General features: G+C 29.2%; 1 pseudogene. It reads left to right on the plus strand.

Going from position 1 to position 487, the window contains the following annotated elements:
* Positions 1-426: pseudogene (locus tag QOS01_RS10455) on the plus strand (hypothetical protein); the annotation flags it as partial.
* Positions 427-487 lie beyond the last annotated feature (61 nt).

Raw genomic sequence — 487 nt, forward strand, 5'->3', positions numbered from 1 at the left:
GTGGTAACACCATTAAAGACCTTGATGGTTTTTTCTGTCCACTTAAATGTTCAACTTAAATTTTACAATCTGCCTTTTATTAATAATTTAAATCATTTCGAACTTTTAAGCAAAAAAGCAAGCTCATCTATTTCTTCTTATTATTCGTTGTTTCTATCATTGGTTGACATTCCTGAACTAGAAGAATGCTTCTGGAAGAGAATAGTTCACTTGATGGAATATAATGGAAAAAAAGATCAAAAGGAGTTGCTTAAAAAGATAAAGAAGAGATTTAAAAATAATCCTGATTTCTTGAACTATATAGATTCTAAGGAAAATAATGATTTAGGAAAGATCATTAATGAAATAATGGGAATTTTAAAGGTAACGGACCCTTCGAAACTAAAACTGTGTCAGTACACAGAAATTAACACTCCCGGTTTGTAAAATTAAGTTAGAAAAACAAAAAAGCCATTTGTGATAGACTTTTGAGTATCCCTAATCAAAA

The organism is Limosilactobacillus avium, assembly GCF_947381485.1.
Lineage (GTDB): Bacteria > Bacillota > Bacilli > Lactobacillales > Lactobacillaceae > Limosilactobacillus > Limosilactobacillus avium.